Source organism: Nocardioides sp. B-3 (assembly GCF_024703895.1).
Classification (GTDB): Bacteria; Actinomycetota; Actinomycetes; order Propionibacteriales; family Nocardioidaceae; genus Nocardioides.
In genome coordinates, this window is the sequence record NZ_CP087968.1 from 3,450,476 (window position 1) to 3,468,200 (window position 17,725).

Below are 17,725 nucleotides of genomic sequence, written 5' to 3' on the forward strand. Positions count from 1 at the left end.
GTCTCCTCATCGCGCGTGCCGACGTACTGGACGATGCGCTCCTCCCAGACCTTGAGTGCTTCGCCGTAGCGGGCGTTGATCGTGCGCGTGAGGTGGCGGTGGTACGACGCCTCGTCGTCGCTGTTCGGAGTTTGACCGGCCATCGTGCGGTCGTTGGCCCTGACTCCGCGGGCCGCCCTCCAGACGGCGAGGTCGGCGCGGAGGTCGGGGGTGAGTACGTCGTCGTGCCGGCGCACCCACTCGGGCAGTGTCGAGGTGGCGCGGTCGCGAACCCGGGTGGTGAGGGTGGAGACGCGACGGGCGTGGCCGGCGAGGTACGGACCCCGGGCCGGATGCTCGGCCGGTCGGCGTGGACACCGGCAAGCCGGGGAGTGGCCCGACGGGAGCCTCCTCGAGGTCGACGTGCAGCTTCGACGCAGCGAGAGCAAGAGCGTCGGCGTACCTCGCGACGGCCGTCTTCAATTGCGTCTCGGGGGAGGCAGCGACGGCGCGAGTGGTCGTCGCCGAGGCAGTGGCACCGTCGCGGGCCACGATCCCTTCCAGTAGTTCGGTGGCGGTTCGGGCACGATCCAGCCTCGGCGAGGGCAGCGCGTGGTCGTCGTTGGCCTCGGTGAGCACGACGTGGACGTGGTTCTCGATCCGGCCGCGGGTGAGCATCGTGTAGAGGGTCTGACGGGTCTCTTGGCCGGTGACGATGCCGTGCATGACGTCAGTGGTGAGGCCTTGCGCGGTGTGGACGGTTGAGGCGTAGCCCAACTCCACGTGCTCGGCGACGTACTCCGCGGGCAGCATCGTGTGCAGGCCAGAATCTCGATGCTGCACCGAGAGCCTGCCGTCCTTGGTGGCAGTGATGATCCAGCGGTCACCGTTCTTGACCCAGTCGCTGCCGCTGATGCCGAGGCGTCGGTCATTGCGACGGGTGATCACCACGTCGCCGACCCGGGCGTCACACTCGTCGGACAACCGCACTGACGGGCCGCGCAGATCACGAGCCCTCTGAGCTCGGAGGTTGAGCTGGCGGACGAGGTCGCGGGTCGGCGCGAGCATCACGCAGTCCCGGCCAGCAGCACGCTCGCGCTGCCACGTGTCGAGCAGGTCGTCGGCGCACCCGTCGACGTCGCCGACGTGGACACGCTCGTGATCGAGGTAGAACCCGAGCGCTGCGTTGTCGCCGTCGCGGAGGTCGAGTGACGCGGTCGCCTCGGCCGGGTCGGCGAACCGCACCAATTCGTCGAGACGTAGCGCACCGTGTGTGGTGACGATGTCGTGGAGTACCCCGCCGGCGCCGACGGCCGCAAGCTGCTGGTCGTCGCCGATGAGCCGGACGACGGCGTCGCGCGCAGCGGCGTACGCAATGACGCGGTCGAGGGTGAGGGTGTCGGCCATCCCGGCCTCGTCGATCACCACGAGTGTTCCCGGTTGGATCGACGCGACGAGGGCGGATCCGGGGGAGTGGGCGAGGTCGTGGTCGAGTTTGGCCAGAGTTTCGCAGGGCATGCCCGTTGCCTCGGCGAGCGCGGCCGCGGCTGCCGCCGACGGCGCGAGCCCGACGGCGTTGCCCCCGCGTGCGGTCCACGTCGCCGCGAGCACCAGCATCGCGGTCGTCTTGCCGGACCCGGCGGGCGCCGGGGCGAGTTGCACCCGCCGACCGCTGGTGGCCATCGCGGTCACCAGTGCCTCCCGGCCACGGTTGAGGGGTACGTCGTGCAGTCGCGCGACCAACACCGACCACGCCACTTCGTCGACTGTCCGGGCGGCCCCGCCGACTGGGCCAGCGATGGCGACGATCCGCCGCTCGGCGTCGAGGAGACGCTGGCTGGTGTAGTGATCGGTGCCGGTGTGGCGGTAGACGCTGGTGCCGTCCGAGCGTCGAAGGGCCGTGGGGTCAGCGATCGGATCGGCGTCGGGGGTGAGGTTCACCGAGTGCGACACAACATCGTCCGCGACGAACTGGGCCACCTGCCCCGCCCGGTCGATCGGTAGCGCAACGCCACGCAACTGGCGCTGCACTTCCGCCTTCACGTGCTGCGTTCGCCGGGTCGCCCGGTGGGCCTCAAGCTCGGTGATCACACGCTCAGCGATCTCGTTGGTCCAGTCGACTGTGATCCGCACGAGTGGATCAGGAGGCGCGGAGCGGCGTCTCGAAACCACATCACTGATCATTGCCGACACCGCCTGCTCGGAGCCCAGCACCTCCGCTGCCTCAGCCAGCCGGGTGCGGCGCTGGTCGGCGTACGACCTCGGCTCGTGCTTGGCCTCGCGGGTCTCCGGGTTCGCCTGCTGGGCGAGCACAACCGACTCGATTTGAGTCGGCGGTCGCCCGTGGACCTGCCGGAACTCACGCGCGAGTTCACCCTGCCGAACGGTGATGTCCGTACGTCGCCGCGACCATTGCTGACACAGGGCCGTGTCGACCCCCACGATCTCGCGCACCGGCCGCTTGCTCTTCCCGGTGGTGGAGCCTGTCGACAGCCCAGCGCGTTCAACAAACCGCACTCCGAGTGTTTCGGTGAGCCGCAACTCCGGGGCAGTGTTGTAGGTCTCCGACGCGGCAACGATGTGCTCGTGCAGAACCTTGCCGTAGATCGCCAACCACTTGCCCTGCAGCGTCTGCACCTTGTTGGAGACCGCGACGTGGGTGTGCAGGTCGGGGTCGCCGGCGCGCGAGTCGCGGTGGGTGAATGCCGTGGCGATCAGCCCACGGGTCTCGACCTGCCGGGCACCCCCTCGGCCTTCGCGCGTGAACAGCACCTCGCGCTCGATGAAGTCCGGGGCATCGCGTACAGGCGGCCTCGTGCGCCGCCTCGATCACGCGAGCGACCTCGCCGGGCGCCACCGCCCAGAGCGTCGAGACCGACTTCACCGGACTGAACGTCAGGTCGTAGCCAGCGACCGCCGTGTGCCGTGGCCGCGTGTAGTGCCGGACGGCGTCGGAGAGTTCACGAGCGCTCTCCGGGCTACGCCCATGGTCCCGCTCGAACCATTCGCGGGCGACCTCGGTTCGGATCCGAGCCGCCAACTTGCCCACTGGTTGAGGGGCGACGGAGCCGCGTCTCGAAGCCTCCCGCACCCGGCGCCCGACCTCGGCGTTGAACTCGTCGACGGCGCTGTTGTCGAAGATCTGATACGCCGTCCCGAGAGCCCGGCCTGTGAGCGGGTGCGAGCCGGTGCCGAACAGATGCTTCATCTGCTCGGCAGTCACCACATCGCCGTCCGCTACGCCGTCGAGCCCGACGAGGCCGGAGCCGACCCAGCGACCGGGCGACTCGCCCTTGGCCGAGTAGTAGTCGGCGAGTGGGGTGCGCCCCTTCTCGGTCGAGTCGAGCGCGGCCACCTGCCGTGTCAGGTATTCGTACCCCGACTCGGCCGACAGCATGTGCAACGTCATCACACCCCAAAGGGCCGGCGATCGGGTGCGAGTGGCCAAGGACGGGCGGCCGGTGAAAGAGGTGTGTCTGTCGGGCGTGGAGGTCGGGCGTGGAGGTCGGGCGTGGAGGTCGGGCGTGGAGGTCGGGCGTGGAGGTCGGGCGTGGAGGTCGGGCGTGGAGGTCGGGCGTGGAGGTCGGGCGTGGAGGTCAGGCGTCTTTGGGGAGGACGGCGAAAAGGACGGCGAGGCGGATCTCCCGATCGGTGTCCTCAGGGTGTCCGAGTACGAAGTTGCGGCGAGCAGCCAATTCTTCGGTGCTTGTTCCAACGCGCTTGAAGGCAGGGTGGTCGCGAACCGCCCGGTCTGCTTTCTCGATGACGGCCGTTGCGTCCTTGCGGTCGATGAACAAGATCAAGGCGGCTTTCTCGTCCCGCCAAGGTAGGTAACCCAGCAACTGGTCTATGGCTTCGCTGCACGCCTTCGCACCACTCCACCACTTGCACTCGCCCACGAACACATGGCGCTCGCCATCCTTCACCAAGATGTCGGTCTTGCCCTTCTGGACGAAGGTCTCGCCAGTAGCGCCACCCTCAAACGTGCCGTTGAGTTGGACGAGAATCTGGTCGCGGAGTTCTTCCTCGATTTTCCCCGGAGGCAACAGATGGAGTCCGCTCCATCGCCAACAGGGTCGACCGGACGACCTTGATGACATCCTCGTACTGCTGGGTCGTCAGAGCTGGCTCGTCGGAGTAGGGGGCCGGGAACGTTGGCTCCGGGCGGCGCCGATCTGCTTTCGCGCCAAGGGGACGGACTTCGGAGCGTCTTGCCGCTTGCTGATGGGGAAGCCGAGTGCGCCCGCCAAGCTCCTCCGCCTTTGAACCAGCTCTTTGCGTCGTTCGATTATGGGTCGCAATTGTTCGGCGACGCGTGCGTTGTGAGCCCCTACATCCGCCTCGACATGCCCCAACTCCGTTCGGATCGGGTCGATCATTCGAGCGATCGATGCTTGGGCCTGAGCCGGATCGACGTCGTCTCCCGTCTGTTCTGACATCACGCTCAGGCGGCCGTTTCCAACCGTCGCCTCGAACCGCGTCATCAGGTGGGTGCTTGGCCTGTACTGGAACAGGCGACTGTCACCGGTGAATTCGTACGTCGCACCGATGGTGAACCCGCGAACGGCGTAAGTACGGTCTCGGCCGAACTGGTCCCTAACCTGCTTAGAGGTTTCGTCGACCTTGCCGTCGACAGGGTCGTCGCTCAGAGCGGGGACCTTCAGGGTCGCGAGGGCCGAGAGCTCTTCTAGGAGGTCCTCGGTCGATCGTGCGAGCACCTCGTCTTCCGGAAGTCCTTCGATCTGGCGTGCGACATCCCGGAGCACCTTTTGGAGGAACTCTCGCAGTTCGCCGCGGTCAAACAGCCCTCTCACCGTGGAGTCACACCCCCGGCCCGCGGGCAACAGAAGCCGTTTCGAGGACGAGTTCGATCGCCCGCTCTTCGAGATCCGGCGGAGAGCAGGTGATCACGAGCAGTCGCTTCTTTGGTGGCACTGGCTTCCCTCGGTGTGCTGGATCTTGGGTTCCCATCCTGTCAGCGACCTCGTCAGATAACGGGAGTTCTGTCAGGACGGCTAGCGAATCGCCTTGAGCTGACGGCTCGTCCCGTCGTCGAGACTCCAAAATGTCCAACCGTTCCGATTCGAGTCGATGCCCGGACGTTCGCTCTCGACGACTGCTCGCGCGGCAGCGCTCGGCGTCTTGTGCTTCGTGCCCGCCGTGCGACCCGAGGTGATGTCAATGCGGGTCGTGACGGGGTCGAAGATGCCCCCCGGTGCGCTCGCCGTTGTAGTCCGCATACACGGCGACACCTTCTGGGGTTGGCGCCGGGGACGAGGTGGCCGGCTCTTGGGTGGTCTGGGCGACGAGCTTCTCGATAACGCCACCGGGCGTCATGCCCGTCAGGCGCGCAGCGAGTTCGAGTGCTCGGTACGTCGTGTCGCTCACCCGGATGGTCTGCATTGATCCTCCTTCGATCGTGTAAGTCCGTTCCGCCAAACTCTATCCTTGAGATGCTGAGAAAAGCAAGCAAAGACGCAACGATAGAGATCTGACATTCGAGTGGCCACTCGTGGCGCCCGCTCGACCTTTAGGGGTAGGACCAACCCCAACAGGCAGGAGCTCACCATGACCGAATACCCCCACAGCGACGCGACCCTCCGCGACGAACTGCTCACGATCGAGGAGGTCGCCGAACTGCTCCGCATGCCCCTCGCCTCGCTGCGCTACTGGCGCGTGCTCGACACCGGCCCCGCGCGGCTTCATCATCGGGCGGCGGCTGCGGTACTGGCGCCGGGACGTCATGGACTGGCTCGACGAGCAGCGCGAGTCCACAGGCCGAGGAGTGGCCTGATTCTCCACAGGCATGACGATCGCCGTCGCCTCGGACGGCGATCGGTGCTACGGCGGACAGATGAGTAGGCAACCCGGGACCACGCCCCGACAGCGACGCTCCCAACGCGGAGCCGTCGAGGACCGTTGGCGCAAACGCGTCAAGGACGAGAACGGCAACACCATCGAAGTGCCGTCGGCCGTTGCCAGGACAGGTGACCCGCTGGCGCGCGCGGTACGTCGACGACGCTGGCCGCGAGCACACTCGCGCCTTCGACCGGAAGGCCGACGGCCAGAACTGGATCGACAAGCAGCTATCTGCGCTGCTGCGCGGCGATCACGTCACACCAAAGGACGCCAAGCTCACCATGGGGGAGTGGTGCGACAAGTGGCTCGCCGGCTACGGCACTCGGCGCAAGTCGACCGTGCGGCAGGCCGTGGCTCACATCAAGATCATCAAGGCGCACTTCAGTGGGTGCCGCTGTCGGCAGTGAAGCCGTCCGACGTACGTGCCCGGACCACGGTGCTCAAGGAAGAGGGCCGCGCCGACTCCTATGTCTACGCACTCCATTCCCGGCTCTCGCAGCTCTTCACCGATGCGGTCCATGACGGGCTCGTCGCGCGGAACCCGTGCTCGCGGCGGACGTCTCCCGGGATGGGAAAGCAACGCCCGTACGTCGCGACGACGGCACAGGTGTGGGCGCTGTACGACGCTGTACCGGCTGGGGTGCGACCGGCGGTCCTGCTCGGCGCACATGCCGGGCTGCGTCTGGCCGAGGCAGCAGCGCTGCGGGTCGAAGACGTCGACTTCGTCAACGGCGTAGTGGCGCCATCGGCCCAGTGGCTGAATGAACCGCTCAAGTCCGACATCAGTCGGACCCCGATCCCGATCCCCAAGGAGATGGCGCATCTCCTCGCCGAAGCGATCCACCTCGGCGACGGGCGGTTCCCCGGCCAGCGACCAGTGGGGCAACCCCGCCGGACCGTGGACGATCGAACGCGCCATCCGAGCTTGCCGCGAGACCGCGGGACTGACCAACGACTTCCGGTTCCACGACCTCCGGCACTACTTCGCCTCGTTGCTCATCGCCTCCGGGCTCGACGTCAAGGTAGTCCAAGCGCGGCTACGGCACGCCTCGGCCAAGACGACCCCGGACACGTATGGCCACCTCTGGCCCGACCGTGACGGCTCATCCCGAGCCGCGGTGGCGACGGTCTATCGCGAGCGAACTCCTAGTGGCGCGGGCGCCGAGTGACATCGACTTTGGCACGGGGATCCGCCGGGATACCCCACCCTTGGCCCACTTGACGCTGCCCGGGTGGGAGGCATTCCCGGCCCAGAAGCCGCGCCCATGAACGGTGTCCGCACCCCGAGGGCGTCTGTCGTCGATGGAGGCCAACCGCCCCGACCCCGGGTCAGCCGTTGTCCAATAGGGGATCCTCCATCTGGATGAGCCCCCCACACGCCTTAGACAACGCTCGCAGCAAACTGGTGCGCCCGGAGAGAAGTCCTCACCCAGACCAGCCTCCGGGTACCGGAGAGTGACCTCCTGACGATGGATCCGAGCGTCAGGTTGGGCGGGCCTCGAGACGACACTGATCTCGTCAAGTTGCATCTCGGTGATGATCGAACCTCGGCCGCGCCGGGTACTGGAGGTGCCGCCGATGCTCGGTGCAGCCTTGCTCCATGCAAACCCGGCAGTAACCGAGCGGACTACTGCCTCCGGGCGTCAAGTACTCTCGGGCAGGATCGTGCTCGCAGTCGCTGAAGTCGCGGTCGCATAGTGAGCAGATTCTGGTTGCCACTCCACCGACGCTGAAGCCAACTCGATTGTGTCCCGGGTCGACGGGGCAGGTTCGGTAGTAGGTCCCGTTGGTGTACTCCAATTCGCACCCGAACGTCTCGCAGGTCCAACGACCTGCCGCGTCCATTGCCGCATGGGCTTCATCCTCTCGATCGGTGTCCTCGGCCCAGTCCAATGCGGAACGAAAGTGTGACAAGGCACGACGTGCGGCTGCCTCGCCCTCAGCCCGTTCTTCTGGACCCTCCTCGAGGAGCCTTCGGCTGCGATCAATCAACCCGGCTCCCGCGCTCAGAGCGCCCTCGATCTGCTTCAGGCTGTGAGGAGTCGGCGGCTCGCCCTCGCCGGGTTCGCCGTGCACCTCGTCACTGGCCGTGGTCGACCCCGCAGTCAGTGGTGCAGGCGACATCGAGGGAAGTAGCTGGCGCGCTTTCAACTTCTCCAGAGCACTCATGACTTCGGCGGGCGACCCACTGACGGAGACCTCGGCCGGCGCTGTGTCACTGGCGTCGGTGACGATGATCGTGAGCGGGCTGTTGCCGTTGCCACGCATGAGCGAGACAACCTTCTTGACGCCGTCCCACGCCGCGTTGGTTGCGATACCGATTCCGACAGTCGCCGCGAGCGTGAGCAGCGCGCTCTTTTGGGTGACGAAGTAGCGGTCGGCAGTGCGGTCAAGGTAGTCGGCATTGATGCCCTCATGACGCAAACGCTTGACGAGGAGCAAGGTGTCCTGCGCGTAGACGCCCTTACCCGTTTGCTGATCGACGCCTTCGGGAAGGATAACGACGTCGGCGCCCGTCTCGGCGGCACGCGCCCGGATGCGCTGGGCCAGTTCGTCGACGCTCACAGTGAATCTCCAGTCTGGTCAGGTCTCCACGATGCTCAACTGCACTCTCCGACCTCGGAAGGTCGGGATTGGTCATGGCGCCAATGATGCCTTCAGTCGTCGACAATGCGGCCGCTTCTGTGGTTGGCGTGGTCGACGTAGAGGACTTGGAAGTGGTCGCGGAACCCGATTCCGGCGTCGCGTCTGGGGAGTCCGCCTCCCGGTGGCGTGGTCAGTGGGAAGCGCATCCCGAGCGGTGCATGGGCGTCGATGTGCTCCGGCCTCGGGCCGCCGACCGGGTAGCCGGGGAACGGTGCCGGTTTTGGTGCTCGCGGAGACCGTCGCGGTCAGCGAAGTGCTCCACGGCGGCGACATGGAACAGCGCAGCGTGCGCCATGGCGAGCATCCGGGCGTCTGCGAGCAAGGCTGACGGCTTGAGGCGGAGCTGAGTGATCTCGAAGCCTTGGCGGTGGCCATCGACCTTGGGGCCGCGGGCGAGGAACTCGAGGACGGGCTGGTCAAAGATGTCGACGGCGTCGGGTCCGGCGAATGCGCTCAGCGGGAGATTGCCGTCCTCGTTCGGTGGTGTCGTCACGAAGGCAACCCGCATGTCGGACCGGGCTCGGACGGCAAGGCCGTGCTTGGCCTTGTTGTGGCCAGCCTGCAGATCAATCTCGGCGGGACTGAGCAGACCGGCCGCGTAGCCGAGCCAGTCGACATAGACGTTGCAGGCGTCAACGATCTCAGGGCTCCTGCGCGCGACCTCGATTGCCCCGGGCTCGACCAGTGCGAGCAACATTCGCTCGCCCGGATCCGCCTCTTGGGCGTTAGCGTTCAGGCGATCGATGACCTCGGCGATCTGGGTCGCGCCCGAGGCAATCTCTGCCCACAGACACGGCGCGCCGGCGCGGTGAGGGGGCGAGGCGGGCGCAGGCGAACCGTAGGAGGGATTCGGCGGCGTGATGGCGGACCGCAAGTGCGTCAGCGGCGATCTGCGCGTGCACATCGAGGTCATTGAACGGTCCATCCACTGCGGGCCGCTGAAGGTACTCGTTGAACTCGGCCCGCATGCTGCCGGGCTCGGCGTCGACGAGCGTGGTCTCCAAGACGGGCACGCTTTCCTGCCACGCCAGCAACGACGCGATCCGCGAGCGGAAGTACTGCAAGGGGTCCGACGCAAGGAAGGTGTCATCGAGTTCTCTGGCCTGATCCTCAGTGAGTTCCTGCCCGGCAGGCGGCGGATACATGCGTGAACCGTAGGCCAGATTCGCGTGTCAAGGCGCGCAGAGTGCCCTCACGAATGGCCCGTGAGGTCGCGTGTTTTCCTCCCCACCAAGACTCGCCGTCCGGACGGTCAGCGTCCGATCTGTTGCGGCCGGGCGCGCAGTGCTTGCGGAGCCCTCGGGGGTACTTAATAATGAACTCGTAAAGTAATAGGGTGTTCGAACGACGACGTGGATTGAGGAGCAAGTCGATGGTGGCTGACCAGGATGACGCGGAGACCCTCTGGGGCGAGAAGATGGCCGTGCTCGCTCTCCAGAGAGAGAAGGCGTACCGGGACCACCTGGTTCGGGAGGAGCAGTCCCGGGGCAAACTCCAGCGAGAGCTAGACCAATTGGATCGCATGCATAGCCGCCCGGCAGTCATGAAGGAGGATGTCCTCGTCCTCCTTCGCAGCACGCCTGGCCCTGAACTCAGCGTGTACCACTCTGCAATGTGGCCGTGCCGTCGGGTGACTGGACGGGGCCACAGCCGATCGAACTTCGCCGAGATGCTGGAGGGAGAGGCGCAAGCGAGGGCGGTGCGCCGATGTAGCGCATGCCGATGGACACCTCCTGCCTCGTGAGTCGAAGTGCTGGCAGGGAGCGCCAAGGGAAGGATCGACAAGCAGACGCACAGCCCGGCCAGTTCGACGGTCGCTGATGCGCCGTGCGGGTCCGGGAGCGAACGCATCGGGAGCCGGGAAGCGACTACCGCCCAGCGGCGCGTGCGCACCATCTCAAGCCGGCCCGGGTGCACGTCGTACGAAGGGATCTCGACGTCCTCAGGCACCTCGGTGAGCAGCAGGGCGTCGCGTTCCATCGTCTCGATGAGGACGATTTGGCGAGCGTCCCAGCGCCCCGCCAGTTCCAAGTTCCGATGCGTACCGGGGCAGCCTCGTGCCCCCGAACTCGATCTCCTGCGGAATCCCTGCGGAATTTGGCCCATCTCAGGCCAATGAAAACAGCCTCTGATCCTGCGTTTCCGCAGGTCAGAGGCCGCTTCGGTCTACGACAGGGTCTAGATGTCGTAGTAGAGCTCGAACTCGTGCGGGTGCAGGCGCAGCTGCACGGGCAGGATCTCCCGGGTGCGCTTGTAGTCGATCCACGTCTCGATCAGGTCGGGGGTGAAGACGTTGCCGACCGTGAGGAAGTCGTGGTCGCGCTCCGGGTTGTCCAGCACCGCATTGAGCGAAGTGGGTACTGGTCGATGTCGGCCATCTCGTCCGGCGGCAGCTCGTAGATGTCCTTGTCGATCGGGGCCGGCGGTTCGATCTTGTTCTGGATGCCGTCGATGCCGGCGAGCAGCAGCGCCGAGAAGGCGAGGTAGGGGTTCGCCGAGGGGTCGGGGCAGCGGAACTCGATGCGCTTGGCCTTGGGGTTGGCGCCCGTGATCGGGATGCGCACGCAGGCCGAGCGGTTGCGCTGGGAGTAGACCAGCGAGATCGGGGCCTCGAAGCCGGGCACCGGGCGGTGGTAGGAGTTCACCGTCGGGTTGGTGAAGGCGAGCAGCGACGGCGCGTGCTTCAGGATGCCGCCGATGTAGTGGCGTGCCATGTCGGACAGGCCGCCGTACCCCGTCTCGTCGTAGAACAACGGCTCACCGGCGTTCCAGATCGACTGGTGCACGTGCATGCCGGAGCCGTTGTCACCGAAGATCGGCTTCGGCATGAAGGTCGCGGTCTTGTTGTTGCGCCGGGCGACGTTCTTGACGATGTACTTGAACTTCATGACGTCGTCGGCGGCCTTGAGCAGCTCGTCGAACTTGTAGTTGATCTCGGCACGGCCGGCGGTGCCGACCTCGTGGTGGGCACGCTCGACCAGCAGGCCGGACTTCTCCAGCTCGATGACCATCTCGTCGCGCAGCTCGCCGAAGTGGTCGTAGGGAGCGACCGGGAAGTAGCCGCCCTTGTACTTCACCTTGTAGCCGCGGTTGGGGCTCTCGGCGGTGCCGGCGACGCCGGAGTTCCGGGCGCCCGCCTCGGAGTCGATGTGGTAGTAGCCGGCGTTGGCCGAGGTCTCGAACCGGACGCTGTCGAAGACGTAGAACTCGGCCTCAGGAGCGAAGAACGCCTTGTCGCCGATGCCGGTGCTGGCGAGGTAGGCCATCGCCTTCTTGGCGATGTTGCGCGGGTCGCGCGAGTAGGCCTCGCCGGTGATCGGGTCGTGGATGAAGAAGTTGACTACCGGGGTCTTGGAGACCCGGAACGGGTCGATGTAGGCCGTGGTCGGGTCCGGGAACAGCTGCATGTCGGACTCGTGGATGGCCCGGAATCCGCGGATCGAGGAGCCGTCGAAGCCGAGGCCGTCGTCGAAGACGGACTGGTCGAAGGAGGAGACGGGCACCGTGAAGTGCTGCATCACGCCGGGCAGGTCACAGAAGCGGACGTCGACCATCTCGACGCGCTCGTCCTTGATGTACTTGAGCAGCTCTTCACTGTTGCTGAACATGCATCCTCCTTCGCACGCCACCGGGCGGCTGGGATCGAATGGGGCGCACGGTGACGCGACGCTGCGCTCGTGCGTGACGCAACTTACAACAGCCCCACGACGCGAAGCGGTGCGCCGGCGGGGTTCCCGAGTGCCGAGATGGAGCCCAAATCGGCACGGGCCGACACACCACTCGCGTGGTGTGCCGGCCCGGTGCTGGTGGTGACGGGGTCACAGGATGTAGAGCATCTCCTGATAGGTCGGCAGCGCCCACAGGTCGTCGGCGACGACCTCTTCGAGCGCGTCGGCCGCGGCGCGGACGGCAGCCATCGCCGGGATGACACTGTCGCGGAGGTACGTCGCCTCGCCGATGCCCTCGTGGTCGTGGGCGCCCGCCACGGCGACCTTGAGGCCGGCCGGGCCGGCACGGAGCTCCGTGACCAGCTCGGAGACGGCGACCGGGTCGGCGGTGTCGGCCTCGATGCCGGCAGCCTTGAGGGCGCCGACGTTCTGGGCCAGCTCGGTCTGGAAACGGATCGCCGCAGGCAGGATCGTCGTCTGCGCGATCTCGGCGGTGAGGTTGGCCTCGACGACGAGCGTCATGACGTACTGCTCGACACCGACCTCGAAGCGGGACTCCAGCTCGGCCTCGTTGAAGACGCCGTACTTGGAGAAGAGCTCACGCGACTGGGGGATGAGGTATTCCGGGAGCGAGTCGACCGTGGTCTTGAGGTTCTTCAGACCACGGGTCTCGGCCTCGGCGTGCCACTCCTCGGAGTAGCCGTTGCCGTTGAAGATCACCGCGCCGTGGTTCTCCATGATCTTGGCGAGCAGGGTCTGGACGGCCTCGTTGAAGTCCGTGCCGGCGGCGACGGCGGCGTCGAGCTCGTTGGCGCAGAAGTCGAGCGCCTCCGCCATGATCGTGTTGATGACGACCATCGGGGCGGCCACGGTCTGGTTGGAGCCCGCGGCGCGGAACTCGAAGCGGTTGCCGGTGAAGGCGAACGGCGAGGTGCGGTTGCGGTCGCCGGCGTCCTTGGTCAGGTCGGGGAGCGTGTCCACGCCGACGTTGAGGATGCCCTTCTGCTTCGAGGACGTCGCGCCACCCTTGGCGATCTGGTCGGAACACGTCGGCGAGCTGGTCGCCGAGGAAGATCGAGATGATCGCCGGGGGAGCCTCGTTGGCGCCGAGGCGGTGGTCGTTGCCGGCCGACGCGACGGACAGGCGCAGCAGGCCGCCGTGCAGGTGTACGGCGCGGACGATCGCGGCACAGAAGACCGGGGAACTGCGCGTTGTCGTGCGGGTTGTCGCCGGGCAGCAGCAGGTTGCCCCTGGTTGCCGTTGCCAAACGAGAAGTTGACGTGCTTGCCGGAGCCGTTGACGCCGGCGAACGGCTTCTCGTGGAAGAGGCACTCCATGCCGTGCTGCTTGGCGACGGAGCGGAAGATCGACATCAGCATCTGCTGGTGGTCGGAGGCCGTGTTGGAGCGCTCGAAGACCGGGGCGATCTCGAACTGACCGGGGGCCACCTCGTTGTGGCGCGTCTTGGCCGGGATGCCGAGCTTGAAGAGGGCGCGCTCGGTGTCGTGCATGAACGCCAGCACGCGGTCCGGGATGGCACCGAAGTAGTGGTCGTCGAACTCCCGGCCCTTGGGCGGCTTGGCGCCGAAGAGGCTGCGACCGGCGTTGAGCAGGTCGGGGCGGAGGTTGACGAAGGAGGAGTCGACCGGGGAAGTACTCCTGCTCGGGACCGCAGTAGGACACGACGTTGTCGACGTCCTTGTGGCCGAAGAGCTCGAGGACGCGGGAGGCCCAGTCGGCCATCGCCTTCTGCGAGCGCAGCAGCGGCGTCTTGTGGTCCAGCGCCTCGCCGGTCATCGACACGAAGATCGTCGGGATGCACAGCGTGTTGCCGTTGGGGTTCTCGAGGATGTAGGCGGGCGACTGGACGTCCCAGCCGGTGTAGCCGCGAGCCTCGAACGTGGCGCGGATGCCACCGTTGGGGAACGACGACGCGTCCGGCTCGCCCCGGATCAGGGTCTTGCCCCGGAACTCCCAGATGGCGGTGCCGTCGCCGACCGGCTCCATGAAGGAGTCGTGCTTCTCGGCAGTGAGACCGGTCAGGGGGTAGAAGACGTGCGCGTAGTGCGTCACGCCCTTCTCCATCGCCCAGTCCTTCATGGCGGATGCGACGACGTCGGCGACGGCGGGGTCGAGGGCGTCACCCTTCTGGATCGTCGCGGCGACGGACTTGAAGACCGACTTGGGCAGTCGCTTCTTCATCACCGAGAGGCTGAAGACGTTCTCGCCGAAGACCGAACCGGTCTCCTCGGCGATGTCGAAGATGGTCGCAGGAGGTTCGTAGGCCCGGACGTCCTTGATGGCAGCCAGACGGACGAGGTTCGCAGTCATGTTCTTGCTCCTAGCATCGGCGATCTCGTGTCGCCACGGTTCGGTGTCAGCCCAAGGTATTGGCCCAGCGTTTCGCCAAAGTGCCCTTGTATTACGGGCGTGTTAACGATCTGGTGCCCGGCATTCCGGGTCGTGCCCGCCGCCGGGATACCGTTCCCGGCATGTCTTGCACCTCCCCGTCGAAGCGATTGGTCGCCGCCGCGCTCGTGACCGGCCTCGCCCTCACGACCACCGCCTGCAGCGGTGACGAGGCTCCGGACGCCGACGCTTCGGCGTACGACAGTGCGGATGTCATGGCGGAGATGACCGACGCCGTGGCCGACGCCGGGTCGGTCCGGCTGACGCTGGGGACCAAGCAGTCGCCCAAGGACCTCATCGTCGACACCGCCCGGGGTAACGAGCCCACCTTCCGAGCCCTGACCATGGGCGACCCGTCCACGCAGCTGGACGTACGCCGAGTCGACGGCAGGGTCTACCTCGGTGGCGAGCTCGTCGGACACCAGTGGACCTACATCGACCTCGACGACCCGCGACTGACCGACCCCGAGAGCGACTTCGATGCCGGCATGGTGGAGACCCTGATGGACATCGACGTGCCGGGCGACCCGGCCGCCCTCGGCGGCGCGGTCACCGCTGTGAAGGACGAGGGAGCAGAGGAGATGGCCGGGGTCGACGCCCGCCACTACACGCTCACCGTCGAGACCACGGAGTGGCTCGAGGAGCTGGGCGACGCATCGATGTACGCCGCGATGGACCTCCCCGCCAGCGTCACCATGGACCTGTACGTCGATGACGACTCGCGCCCCGTGCGGCTGGCCTACGAGGTGCCGGGCGAGCCGCGGCAATCGGCCGAGATCGGCTTCTCCGAGTGGGGGACACCGGTCGAGGTCGCAGTGCCCCAGCGCGCGAAGCCGGTCTCATGATCGACACCGCCTCCCCGGGCGCACCGCGTCGGCGCGCTGCTCGTCGACTGGGCCGCCTGCACGCTGATCGTGATGCTGGTGATCGGCCCGGGCGGGTGGAGCAACGATCCGTATGCCGGCTTCTACACGACCGGCGTCTTCGTCGTGGAGTCCGCGTTCTTCACCGCCGCGATGGGTGGCTCCTTCGGCAAGCTGGTCACCCGGCTGCGCGTCGTGCGCAGCGACGGGTCCAACCGGCCGCTCGAGCTGATCCCGGCGCTGGTGCGCAGCCTGCTGATCGCGCTGGTGATCCCGCCGTTGGTCTTCCGACCGGACGGGCGCGGGCTGCACGACATGGCCGCCCGGTCGAAGACCGTGCGGCTGGCCGACCTGCGTACCGCCGCTGGTTGAGCAGGGACGAGCGCAGCGAGGACCGTGTCGAAACCAAGGCCTTGATTTCGACACGTTCGGCGCCGGGGCGCCTCACTGCTCAATCAGCGGAGTGAATCAGCGGCCGCGCTGCTGGCCGCGCATGCCCTTCATGCTGGTCGGCATCGGGCCCTTGGGCATCGGGACGGTGCCGCGCTGGGCATCGATCGCCTTGAGGCGGGCGAGGATCTCGGTGATCTCGGCGGGCTTCACGTTGCGACCGAGCTTGGTGACGTGACGGACCAGCTTGGGCAGCGGCACCTCGCCCTCGCCGTTGCCGCAGACGACCTCGTGGATCGGGGTGTCGGGCAGTACGCGCACGTGCTTGCGCCGCTCGGTGGCCAGCAGGGTCTTGAGCCGGTTGGCGTTGCCCTCGCCGACAAGCACGATGCCGGGCGGGCCGACGACGCGGTGGACGATGTCCTGCTGCTTGGTGAAGCCGACCACCGCGTCGGTCTTCCAGCCGCGGCGCAGCATCTGCAGCGCGGAGGCGGCCGCCCCGGGGCGTCCCTCCATCTGCTTGAACGCGGCGGCCCGGGCGCGGCGGCCGAAGATGATGATCGCGGCCAGCAGCCCGAACAGGATCGCGCCGATGATCGAGAGGATCAGTTTGAGGGTGCCTTGGCCGCCCGGCAGGAACCAGATGACGGCGAACCCGACGGCAGCGCCGAGCAGGAACACGCCGAGCGTGATCAGACCGATGAACCGATCGGTGGCCTTCGCCATCCGGTAGGTCTGGATGAGCTGCTGGCTCCGCTTGGTGGGCGGGGTGGCGGGGGTCGACATGCGCTGCCCTTACTTGACGAACGAACGGATCAGGCGGTCGCGGGCACGTTGTCGCGCGCGTCCATGGCCTGACGGTACAGCCGACCGGCACGGTAGGACGAACGGACCAGCGGGCCGGACAGTGCGCCGGAGAAACCGATCTGGTCCGCCTCGTCCTTGAGCTCGACGAACTCCTCCGGCTTGACCCAGCGCTCGACCGGGTGGTGGCGCAGGGAGGGGCGGAGGTACTGCGTGATCGTGATCAGCTCACACCCGGCGTCGTGCAGGTCGCGCAGCGCCCGGCTGACCTCCTCGCGGGTCTCGCCCATGCCGAGGATCAGGTTGGACTTGGTGACGAGGCCGAAGTCGCGGGCCCGGGTGATGACGTCGAGGGAGCGCTCGTAACGGAACGCGGGCCGGATCCGCTTGAAGATCCGCGGCACGGTCTCGACGTTGTGGGCCAGCACCTCGGGCCGCGACTCGAAGACCTCGCGCAGCAGGTGGGGCTCGCCGTTGAAGTCGGGGATGAGGTTCTCGACGCCGGTGCCGGGGTTGAGGTCGTGGATCGCGCGCGGACCGTCTCGGCATACAGCCGGGCGCCGCCGTCGGGCAGGTCGTCGCGGGCGACGCCGGTGATGGTGGCGTACTTCAGCTCCATCTTCTGCACCGACTCGGCCACCCGGCGCGGCTCGTCGCGGTCGAGCGGCTGCGGCTTGCCGGTGTCGATCTGGCAGAAGTCGCAGCGGCGCGTGCACTGGTCGCCGCCGATGAGGAAGGTGGCTTCCTTGTCCTCCCAGCACTCGAAGATGTTGGGGCAGCCGGCCGACTGGCACACGGTGTGCAGGCCCTCGGACTTCACCGGGCTCTGCAGCGCAGTGTATTCCGGGCCCATCTTGGCCCGGGTCTTGATCCACTCCGGCTTGCGCTCGATCGGCGTCTCGGAATTGCGGATCTCCGGGCGGAGGAGCTTGCGGCCTTCGGGTACCGGAGCAGTCACGTTCGTCACTCTACGCCGGGCGTAAGGAGCACCCAATTCGAGGTGCCCCGGACGGGTCACCGACCGGGCGTGACCAGCTCGATGCGGGGCGCGTGGGCGGGCTCCGGCTTGGGGTCGTAGTCCGGCGTTGCGGCGTACGGGCCCCGGG

At 67.1% G+C, this 17,725-nt stretch carries 13 protein-coding genes and 6 pseudogenes; 6 read left to right on the forward strand and 13 right to left on the reverse strand.

The window, feature by feature from the left end:
• Nucleotides 1-6 precede the first annotated feature (6 nt).
• From mobF to LP418_RS22945, 5 genes and pseudogenes are all read right to left on the reverse strand, one after another.
• Nucleotides 7-2,751 (reverse strand): MobF family relaxase, encoded by a 2,745-nt coding sequence (gene mobF, locus LP418_RS34315; RefSeq protein ID WP_442939986.1) that lies wholly within the window; start codon nt 2,749-2,751, stop codon nt 7-9.
• A gap of 88 nt (nt 2,752-2,839) precedes the next feature.
• Nucleotides 2,840-3,388 (reverse strand): annotated as a pseudogene (locus LP418_RS34320) (relaxase domain-containing protein); the annotation flags it as partial.
• A 187-nt stretch (nt 3,389-3,575) separates the two neighbouring features.
• Nucleotides 3,576-4,025: a hypothetical protein gene (locus LP418_RS22935; RefSeq protein WP_257953819.1), complete on the reverse strand. Its 450-nt coding sequence runs from the start codon at nt 4,023-4,025 to the stop codon at nt 3,576-3,578.
• A gap of 72 nt (nt 4,026-4,097) precedes the next feature.
• The gene (locus LP418_RS22940; protein ID WP_257953820.1) at nt 4,098-4,793 is read right to left on the reverse strand and encodes a hypothetical protein; all 696 of its coding nucleotides are present in this window, start codon (nt 4,791-4,793) and stop codon (nt 4,098-4,100) included.
• Nucleotides 4,794-5,157: 364 nt separating this feature from the next.
• Complete coding sequence (locus tag LP418_RS22945) at nt 5,158-5,382, reverse strand: hypothetical protein (RefSeq protein WP_257953821.1); 225 nt, start codon at nt 5,380-5,382, stop codon at nt 5,158-5,160.
• 165 nt (nt 5,383-5,547) lie between these two features.
• Between LP418_RS22945 and LP418_RS22950 the strand changes: the two genes are divergently transcribed.
• The 3 genes from LP418_RS22950 to LP418_RS34325 all read left to right on the forward strand — a co-directional run bounded on the left by LP418_RS22950 (nt 5,548) and on the right by LP418_RS34325 (nt 7,007).
• Nucleotides 5,548-5,841 carry a hypothetical protein gene (locus tag LP418_RS22950; protein ID WP_257953822.1) on the forward strand — a complete coding sequence of 98 codons (294 nt, stop codon included), beginning with the start codon at nt 5,548-5,550 and terminating at the stop codon, nt 5,839-5,841.
• Nucleotides 5,842-5,966: 125 nt separating this feature from the next.
• The gene (locus LP418_RS22955; protein WP_257953823.1) at nt 5,967-6,245 is read left to right on the forward strand and encodes a hypothetical protein; all 279 of its coding nucleotides are present in this window, start codon (nt 5,967-5,969) and stop codon (nt 6,243-6,245) included.
• Between the two features lie 354 nt (nt 6,246-6,599).
• Nucleotides 6,600-7,007, forward strand: a complete 408-nt coding sequence (locus LP418_RS34325; protein ID WP_442939987.1) for a tyrosine-type recombinase/integrase — start codon at nt 6,600-6,602, stop codon at nt 7,005-7,007.
• A gap of 349 nt (nt 7,008-7,356) precedes the next feature.
• Here LP418_RS34325 and LP418_RS22965 read toward each other — a convergent pair whose 3' ends face one another.
• Both LP418_RS22965 and LP418_RS22970 read right to left on the reverse strand, forming a co-directional pair.
• Nucleotides 7,357-8,403, reverse strand: a complete 1,047-nt coding sequence (locus LP418_RS22965) for a hypothetical protein (protein ID WP_257953825.1) — start codon at nt 8,401-8,403, stop codon at nt 7,357-7,359.
• Nucleotides 8,404-8,614: 211 nt separating this feature from the next.
• Nucleotides 8,615-9,358 (reverse strand): hypothetical protein, encoded by a 744-nt coding sequence (locus LP418_RS22970; RefSeq protein ID WP_257953826.1) that lies wholly within the window; start codon nt 9,356-9,358, stop codon nt 8,615-8,617.
• Here LP418_RS22970 and LP418_RS22975 point away from each other — a divergent pair.
• A complete protein-coding gene (locus tag LP418_RS22975; RefSeq protein ID WP_257953827.1) occupies nt 9,345-9,635 on the forward strand; it encodes a hypothetical protein in 291 nt (96 codons plus the stop codon). The genes LP418_RS22970 and LP418_RS22975 overlap by 14 nt on opposite strands.
• A 1,027-nt stretch (nt 9,636-10,662) precedes the next feature.
• Here LP418_RS22975 and glnA read toward each other — a convergent pair.
• From glnA to LP418_RS34335, 4 genes and pseudogenes are all read right to left on the reverse strand, one after another.
• Nucleotides 10,663-12,092 (reverse strand): annotated as a pseudogene (glnA, locus tag LP418_RS22980) (type I glutamate--ammonia ligase).
• A 210-nt stretch (nt 12,093-12,302) separates the two neighbouring features.
• Nucleotides 12,303-12,890: a hypothetical protein gene (locus LP418_RS22985; RefSeq protein WP_442940307.1), complete on the reverse strand. Its 588-nt coding sequence runs from the start codon at nt 12,888-12,890 to the stop codon at nt 12,303-12,305.
• 561 nt (nt 12,891-13,451) lie between these two features.
• Nucleotides 13,452-13,664: pseudogene (locus tag LP418_RS34330) on the reverse strand (hypothetical protein); the annotation flags it as partial.
• Nucleotides 13,665-13,917: 253 nt separating this feature from the next.
• A pseudogene (locus tag LP418_RS34335) lies at nt 13,918-14,484 on the reverse strand (glutamine synthetase III); the annotation flags it as partial.
• Nucleotides 14,485-14,645: 161 nt separating this feature from the next.
• Here LP418_RS34335 and LP418_RS22995 point away from each other — a divergent pair.
• Nucleotides 14,646-15,407, forward strand: coding sequence for a hypothetical protein (locus LP418_RS22995; RefSeq protein WP_257953829.1), 762 nt, complete (start codon nt 14,646-14,648; stop codon nt 15,405-15,407).
• A 24-nt stretch (nt 15,408-15,431) separates the two neighbouring features.
• Nucleotides 15,432-15,797: pseudogene (locus tag LP418_RS23000) on the forward strand (RDD family protein); the annotation flags it as partial.
• A gap of 96 nt (nt 15,798-15,893) precedes the next feature.
• On the opposite strand, the gene LP418_RS23005 reads toward LP418_RS23000, so the two are convergent.
• Together LP418_RS23005 and lipA are read right to left on the reverse strand one after the other, a co-directional pair.
• Nucleotides 15,894-16,601 carry a DUF4191 domain-containing protein gene (locus tag LP418_RS23005; RefSeq protein ID WP_257953830.1) on the reverse strand — a complete coding sequence of 236 codons (708 nt, stop codon included), beginning with the start codon at nt 16,599-16,601 and terminating at the stop codon, nt 15,894-15,896.
• A gap of 29 nt (nt 16,602-16,630) precedes the next feature.
• Nucleotides 16,631-17,577: pseudogene (gene lipA, locus LP418_RS23010) on the reverse strand (lipoyl synthase).
• Between the last annotated feature and the right edge of the window lie 148 nt (nt 17,578-17,725).

Bases quoted from the DNA above. Each gene is read 5' to 3' on its own strand.
- LP418_RS22950 (WP_257953822.1), top strand. From the start codon at position 5,548: ATGACCGAATACCCCCACAGCGACGCGACCCTCCGCGACGAACTGCTC.
- LP418_RS22975 (WP_257953827.1), top strand. From the start codon at position 9,345: ATGGCGGACCGCAAGTGCGTCAGCGGCGATCTGCGCGTGCACATCGAG.
- LP418_RS22995 (WP_257953829.1), top strand. From the start codon at position 14,646: ATGTCTTGCACCTCCCCGTCGAAGCGATTGGTCGCCGCCGCGCTCGTG.
- LP418_RS23005 (WP_257953830.1), bottom strand. From the start codon at position 16,601: ATGTCGACCCCCGCCACCCCGCCCACCAAGCGGAGCCAGCAGCTCATC.
- LP418_RS22945 (WP_257953821.1), bottom strand. From the start codon at position 5,382: ATGCAGACCATCCGGGTGAGCGACACGACGTACCGAGCACTCGAACTC.
- LP418_RS34325 (WP_442939987.1), top strand. From the start codon at position 6,600: ATGAACCGCTCAAGTCCGACATCAGTCGGACCCCGATCCCGATCCCCA.
- LP418_RS22985 (WP_442940307.1), bottom strand. From the start codon at position 12,890: ATGGAGAACCACGGCGCGGTGATCTTCAACGGCAACGGCTACTCCGAG.